The sequence below is a fragment of the Streptomyces sp. AcH 505 genome, assembly GCF_000818175.1.
GTDB lineage: Bacteria > Actinomycetota > Actinomycetes > Streptomycetales > Streptomycetaceae > Streptomyces.
In genome coordinates, this window is the sequence record NZ_JTIY01000001.1 from 3,703,753 (window position 1) to 3,709,917 (window position 6,165).

Genomic DNA, 6,165 nt, shown 5'->3' on the forward strand with positions numbered 1-6,165 from the left:
TGCTCGCGGTCAGCGCGGGCGTGACCACGGCCGCCGCGCAGGCCAGCGCCGCCACCACCCCGACCAGCCACACCGAGGCGGTCAGACCGGTGTCGACGCGCAGCCCGATCCTGGCCAGCAGCCCCTGCCCGGCGAGCAGCCGGGTCAGCGGCCCCGCCAGCAGCGGCGCTGCCACGGCCGCGGGCAGCGCCAGCAGCAGCGCCTCCAGGGACGCCAGCGCGACGACCCGGCGGCGCGAGGCGCCGCGCGCCATCAACAGCTGGGTCTCGCCGACGCGTTCGCTGGACAGCAGCCGGGCCACCAGCAGCAGCGAGTACGCGGCGAGCAGCACCAGCTGGAGCGAGACGATCAGCAGCGTCGAGCGGGCCACCAGCAGGGCACGCTCCGACTGGTCGAGCAGATCGGGCAGCGCCGTACGGGTGGTGATGTCACCGGCGAAGACCTTCTGGGCGCCGAGGACCTTCTGGGCGCCCTTCACGCTCGTACGCAGCGACCCGATCCGGCCGGAGGTGAATGTGGACCAGTCGGCGGTCGCGAGCCAGGACCGGTCGCCCTGGGTGACCTTGCCGCCCGCCAGCACGGCGGGGTCGGCGATCAGCGGGCCGTACGTGGTGAAGGAGACCCGGCGCACCCCGCGCCCGCCCAGCTCGTCCAACTGCCAGTAGGGATCGGTCAGATCGGCCGGCCGGTAGGTCCCGGTGACCTGGATCCGCAGCGGCGGTCCGCCGAACCGGTCGGTGAGGGTCAGCGGCGGGGCGCCGGGCCGCAGGCTCAACTGTTCGGCCGCCGCCTCCGGTACGGCCACGTCGGCGACGCCCCCGGCGCCGGCGCTGCCCGTGGCGGGCCAGCTCCCCGAGACCAGCCGTACCCGTGAGCGGTCGACGGCGGCGAGCTGGGTGAGATACGGGTCGCCGCTCTTGCGGTCGGCGGCCGGCTCCACCGCGCGCGGCAGGGCGTAGGGGCCTGTGCGGTCGAACGAGCGCAGGCTCACCGGCAGCCCGTCGAAGGACCGCCGGGCACCGGTCAGCGCCGCCCGGTCGGCGGCCTTCTTGTCGGGGCCCGCGCTGTGCGAGGTGATGACCAGCGAGGCGGCCTCGGCGTTCGAGGTGCGCAGCGCGTACCGCAGTCCCGCGTCGCCGATCGAACCGGAGAACGCGGCGAGCGTCGCGAGGACGGCCGTGGTCAGCAGGACGGCGAGCAGCGCGGCCGTGAGCAGCAGTCGGTGCGCGCGCACGCGCAGAAACACGAACCCCGTCAAGCCGTTCCCCCGTGAGGTACCTGATCACTTCCCCCGAACATTCCCCCGAACGTCCATTCGGGATGCTGTCAGAGAGGAGGGCCGAGGGAAACCTTTTCCAGCCATGGTTTGACGAGATCGTGACCGGAAGCCGCTGTTCAGCCCTCTGTGTTCACCATGGAGGCGGCGGCGTAGACGAAGTAGTCCCACAGCTGCCGCTCGTGCTCGGGGGAGAGGGCCAGCTCGTCCACCGCCACCCGCATATGGCCCAGCCACGCGTCCCGCGCCGCGCTGTCCACCGGGAACGGGGCGTGCCGCATCCGCAGCCTCGGGTGGCCCCGCCGGTCGCTGTAGGTGCGCGGGCCGCCCCAGTACTGCATCAGGAAGAGCGTGAAGCGCTCCTCGGCCGGACCCAGATCCTCCTCCGGGTACATCGGCCGCAGCAGCGGGTCCTCGGCGATGCCCTGGTAGAAGCGGTGGACCAGGCGCCGGAAGGTCTCCTCGCCGCCGACCTGCTCGTAGAAGGTCTGCTCCTGAAGCGTGCCGCGCGGAATATCGTTCACCCGTCCATGGTCGCAGACGCCCACTCGCTTCTGGCAGGCCCAGCCAGGACAGTGGGGGTATGGGCGCAGACCGGCACGAGGCGTACGGACCCGGCGACACCGTCGCCGCCGAGGCGCGGGCCGCGCTGGTGCGGGAGATCGCCGCCGACGGAGCGCTGGACGATCCGGCCTGGCGGGCCGCCTTCCAGGAGGTGCCCCGCCATGTCTTCGTGCCGTACTACTTCGTCAGCAGGCCCGGCGGCTTCGACCGGCTGTGGGGCGAGGACGCCGACCCCGCGCGCCGCGCCCGCTGGCTGAAGGGGGCGTACGCGGACGGCGCGCTCGCCACCCGGGTGCGCGACGGGGAGCTGATCTCGTCCAGCAGCCAGCCGTCCCTGATGGCCCGGATGCTGACCGAGCTGGACGTGCGCGACGGCGACCGGGTGCTGGAGATCGGCGCCGGCACCGGCTACAACGCCGCGCTGCTGGCCCACCGGCTGGGCGACGAACGGGTCACCACCATCGATCTCGACCCGGAGATCACCGAGTCGGCCCGTCGGCATCTGGCCGCGGCCGGCTACCGGCCCGCCGTCGTGACGGGCGACGGGGCGCGCGGCTGCCCCGAGCGGGCGCCGTTCGACCGGATCATCGCGACCTGCGCCCTGCCGTCGGTGCCGCTGAGCTGGCTCGCGCAGTGCGCCCCCGGCGCCCGGATCCTCGCGCCGCTCGCCACGGGCCTGATCGCGCTGACGGTGGAGGGCCCCGCCGGCACGGAAGCGGCCAGGGCCGAGGGCCGCTTCCTGCACACCGCCGCCTACTTCGTACCGCTGCGGGGCACCCCGAGCGGCGAGGCCGCCGAGCGGCGCAGGCTCGGCGGACTGCCCCGCCGCGCGGTCGAGAACGACCTCTTCCGCTTCATGCTCACGCTGACCTCGGGCACGCTCGACCCGCACGAGGCGTACTCGCTCTGGCAGCGCGAGCACCGCCCCGGGCGCGAGCGGTTCGGCGTCACCATCGGCCACGGTGGCCAGTGGGCCTGGCTGGACGACCCGTCGGGGCCCTACGTCTGGCCGCTCAGCCGCGATGGATCGTGATCGTCGTCCAGGCACCGACATGCACCCGGTCGCCGTCCTCCAACTGGACGGGGACATAAGGCTGTATCGGGTCCTCGCCGCCGTTGATCGTCGTGCCGTTGGTGGAGTTCTGGTCGACCACCGCCCAGCTGCCGTCCGGCTGGTGGACCAGGACCGCGTGCTGGTGCGAGACGCCCGGGTCCTCCGGCGGCACGGACAGATCGACGTCGGGGGACTCGCCGGTGGAGTGCCGGCGGCGGCCGATGGTGATCTGCTGGCCGGCCAGCGGCAGATGCTGCTCCGGGGAGTACGCGGGCAGATTGAGCCCGGTCGCCTCGGGACCGCTGCGCTGCATCATCGCCATGAAGTAGTCACGGTCGGGCCCGATGACGGCGGTCCAGCCCAGCGACGGCGGCTGGTACTGCTGCTGCATCTGCTGGGGCGGCTGCTGTTGCAGCTGCTGCGGGGGCTGTTGCTGTTGCTGCTGCCCCTGCTGCTGTTGCCCCTGCGCGGGCTGCTGCTGGTACGACGGCTGTGACTGCGAGGGCGGCGGCAGCATCCAGTCGTCGTCGGCCTGGGTCCGCTGCGGCGCCTGCGGCTGCGGCGGCGCGGGCGGCCCCGCCTGCTGCTGGTACGAGGGCGGCGCGGGCGGCCCCTGCTGGTGACTCTGCTGCTGTCCCTGCTGCTGGAACGACGGCGGGACGGGCGGCCGCGGTCCCTGCGGCGGCTGCTCGGACGCCAGCGGCTCGGCGGGCCGGTTGATCTGCGAGGGCCGCGAGCGCTGGTACTCGTACGGATCGGGTTCCTGCGGACGCGGCGGCTGCTGCGCCTGGAAGCCCGGCGGCAGATTCAGCCCGGCCGGGGCCAGCGGGGTGTACGACGTCGCCGTGTTGGTCAGGAAGTTCCAGCGGCACTCCTCGCAGAACGGCGCTCCCGGCTCACGCGGGGTGCGGCACTGCGGGCAGTACTCCTGCTGGACGGTACCGGGGCCCCCGCCCTGCGGGTAGCCGTAGCCACCGGCGGCGGGCGGCGGTGGAGGAGGCGGCGGAACGGCGCCTGTGGTGGGGCCAGGACCGGCCATGCGATGGCCGCAGACCTCGCACCAGTCTTCGGAACCCGACTGGTGTCCGTTCGGGCAGGTCGGCATGTCGGCTCTTCCCCCTTCCTTCGTCCGGCCCGCAGGCCGTCACTCGACGCTACTTGTTGACGCTACTTCTTGACGCGAACGGTTTTGGTGGACCGCGTCTCGAGGGTCATCTCGTCCGCATCCGTTACCTTCGCCTTCAGTCGCACAGTACCTGTCGCCGCGTCGACCACGTCCACCACCTTCGAAAGCAGTTTCGCCGTATCGGCGTTCCCCGAAGAGGCGGCGAGCTGCACGGCGCGGCCCAGTTTCGACGTCGCGCCGTCGAAGTCGCCCGACTTACGGGCGTCGAGGCCCTGCTGGATGACCTGCGCCAGCTCCGCCTGCCCGGTGTAGTGGGCGACCTGGGGGTTGATGGAGGTGGACGCGACCATGTCGTCGGTCCACACCGCTCGTATCAGTCCTTGAGACAGCACCTCGGGGGCGCCGCCCTGCGCCGCCGGCAGGATCAGCGAGACCCGGGCCGCCAGCATCTCCTGGCCGATGCCCGCCTCGGGGACGACCACACACACGTGGTAGTCGCGGGACTCGTCGCCCCAGGAGCCCGTCGGGTAGTCCCCGGCGCGCGGCCCCGCCTCCGTACGGCGGCCGGTCAGGTCCTCGACCGTGGGCGCCACCTGCTTCACGAAGCGGATCTCCACGCCGACCGGGGTCCAGAGCCGCAGCGCCACGTCCGCGACCTCCTTGCCCATCGCGTTCTCCATCATCTGCGTGAAGTCGGCGGCCAGGCCCGCCGGGTCGGCGACGATATCGGCGGTGCCGAGCAGCGCGGACGAGACGGCGGTGACCTCCTTGACCTCCCAGTCCGTCCCCACCCCGCGCGCGTCACAGGTGAAGCGGCCGGCGCAGGAGTCGAGCGCCGCCCGCAGGTCCTCCGGCGCCTCGTGCTCGTTGCGGCCGTCGGTGAGCAGGATGCCGTGCCGGATCGGCACGTCGGCCGACGAGAGCAGCCGGTCGGCCAGCCGCAGCCAGGTGCCGATGGCGGTGCCGCCGCCCGCGCTCAGCCGGCGCAGGGCGTCCTTGGCCTGGGCCCTGGTGTTCGCGTCGGCGACCGCCAGCGCGCCGTTGCCGGGGAAGACCTCCTTGGCCACATGCGTACCGGCGACGACGGCGAACGCGACCCCGTCGCGCAGGGTGTCGACGGCGGCGGCCGTGGCGTCGCGCGCGTTGCGCATCTTCGTCGGCGGGTAGTCCATCGAACCCGAGCAGTCGACCATGATCACCACGGCCGCGTTCGGGCTGTGCCCCGGCGGCGTCGTGGGCGAAGCCGAAGAGCCCGCCAGCGGTATGCCGCCGGTGGTGCCGCCGCCGGTCGAGGTGACCGTGACGATCCCGTTCACCTCACGGCCGCCCTCGGGCAGGTACTCGTTCTGGTACACGTCGACGCTGAACTGCGGCACGTTCGACTTGGAGAAGTTCGCCATTCGTATCTGCTCCTTGGCGCCCCGGCGCACCGTAAGGACAAGTAGGACAACGGAACACGGCATAGGGGGCAATGAATGATCTATGGGGTCTTTGGCGGGCAGAGACGGGCTCAAGCCTTGTTGTAGGCGGATCCTGCCCCTTGTCGTGGCATGGCGAACGGCACGACGGCCACTGTTACGTTGTCGTGGCCACCGCCGTCGAGGGCATGCCCCACCAGTACTTGGGCGGCGTGCAGCGGCCGGGCCGCCGCGTCGGCGGGCACGACCCTGGCCAACTCGTCGGCGCCTTCCGCGTAGTTCCACAGGCCGTCCGTGCAGACCACGACGACACCGGCCCTGTCGGGCTTGAACGAGGCGGTGTGCGGGTCCAGTTCGTACGCGTCCGCGCCGAGCCAGCCGGTGATGGCGTGGGCCCGCTCGTCCGCGTACGCCTCCGCCTCGTTCATCAGCCCCGCCGAGACCATCTGCGCCGCCCACGAGTCGTCCTCGGTGAGCCGGGCGGTCGGGCCGCCGCGGTCGTCCGGGATCCAGTACGCCCTGCTGTCGCCGATCCAGCCGACGACCAGCAGCTCGCCCGCGACGACCGAACCGACGATCGTGCAGGCGGGCGCGTTCTGATGGCGGTGCTGGTCGTGCTCCATGGCGCCGCCGGGCTCGGGGGCGAGCCGGTTGACCGCCTCGGCCGCCGCGACGATCGCCTCGTGCATCGCCTGCTGCGGGTGCGTACCGAGCGGCAGCGCCGCCA

At 72.6% G+C, this 6,165-nt stretch carries 6 protein-coding genes; 1 reads left to right on the forward strand and 5 read right to left on the reverse strand.

Features of this window, described 5'->3' with window-relative positions; translation table 11 throughout:
• Both HY68_RS43800 and HY68_RS16930 read right to left on the reverse strand, forming a co-directional pair.
• Positions 1-1,258: FtsX-like permease family protein (locus HY68_RS43800; protein ID WP_041989638.1), on the reverse strand; the 1,258-nt coding region annotated here is incomplete at its 3' end.
• A 137-nt stretch (positions 1,259-1,395) separates the two neighbouring features.
• On the reverse strand, positions 1,396-1,800 hold the full coding sequence (locus HY68_RS16930) for a globin (RefSeq protein WP_041989641.1): 405 nt from the start codon (positions 1,798-1,800) through the stop codon (positions 1,396-1,398).
• A gap of 59 nt (positions 1,801-1,859) precedes the next feature.
• Between HY68_RS16930 and HY68_RS16935 the strand changes: the two genes are divergently transcribed.
• Complete coding sequence (locus HY68_RS16935; protein ID WP_041989644.1) at positions 1,860-2,873, forward strand: methyltransferase domain-containing protein; 1,014 nt, start codon at positions 1,860-1,862, stop codon at positions 2,871-2,873.
• Here HY68_RS16935 and HY68_RS16940 read toward each other — a convergent pair.
• The 3 genes from HY68_RS16940 to HY68_RS16950 all read right to left on the reverse strand — a co-directional run.
• Positions 2,854-3,999, reverse strand: coding sequence for an FHA domain-containing protein (locus tag HY68_RS16940; RefSeq protein ID WP_041989647.1), 1,146 nt, complete (start codon positions 3,997-3,999; stop codon positions 2,854-2,856). The two genes, HY68_RS16935 and HY68_RS16940, sit on opposite strands and share 20 nt — an antisense overlap.
• Positions 4,000-4,061: 62 nt before the next feature.
• On the reverse strand, positions 4,062-5,420 hold the full coding sequence (locus HY68_RS16945) for a VWA domain-containing protein (RefSeq protein WP_041989650.1): 1,359 nt from the start codon (positions 5,418-5,420) through the stop codon (positions 4,062-4,064).
• A gap of 110 nt (positions 5,421-5,530) precedes the next feature.
• Positions 5,531-6,165, reverse strand: a 635-nt coding sequence (locus HY68_RS16950) for a PP2C family serine/threonine-protein phosphatase (RefSeq protein WP_198533287.1), incomplete at its 5' end; no start/stop codon positions are given.